Source organism: Arenibacter lacus (genome assembly GCF_008711145.1).
Classification (GTDB): domain Bacteria; phylum Bacteroidota; class Bacteroidia; order Flavobacteriales; family Flavobacteriaceae; genus Arenibacter; species Arenibacter amylolyticus.
The window spans coordinates 1-504 of record NZ_VVIN01000244.1 but is presented as its reverse complement, the minus strand read 5'-3'; the positions used below and the strand labels follow the sequence as shown (position 1 = coordinate 504).

At 41.9% G+C, this 504-nt stretch carries 1 pseudogene; it reads right to left on the bottom strand.

Annotated features, from left to right (window positions below):
- Positions 1 to 341 precede the first annotated feature (341 nt).
- Positions 342 to 504, bottom strand: a pseudogene (locus F1E73_RS17345) (GTP cyclohydrolase); the annotation flags it as partial.

Genomic DNA, 504 nt, shown 5'->3' with positions numbered 1-504 from the left:
TTTTCGTGAATCTACGATTTCATTGCTTGTCCAGGGCATAGAGACAAAGGTACGGTGTACCTTTGGATAGAGGAGCCAGCGCGCCAGCTGGCCCCTCGCTATAAATGCAAATCGTTGCATTTACTTCTCGGTCCTCTGCGGATAAGGATTTTCGCTTCGCATGGACTAAGGCCACACAACTATTTAGTATCTTGATTATTGAGTAGTAATGGTTTAGCCGTTTAAATTGCAGATTCTTTATTTCTATAAAGATACCCAACATTATGTTAGCTAAAGTTCTGGTTCTCGTGCTTGCCCCAGGGAGGGACCCAGTCCTCAATACTTAGTACTATCCCACCTTCTTACAGATCCTTCCGATACGTATTTCTCCTCTTGTGAATTTTAGGATCAAAATGCTTCCATAATTGCTGGATAGCAGTATTTTCTTCCAATTCTGGGGTACGTACACAGGTTTTAATTCCTTTTTCCGAGAAGGTTTTATGGTATTCGTTAAAGATGACAGCG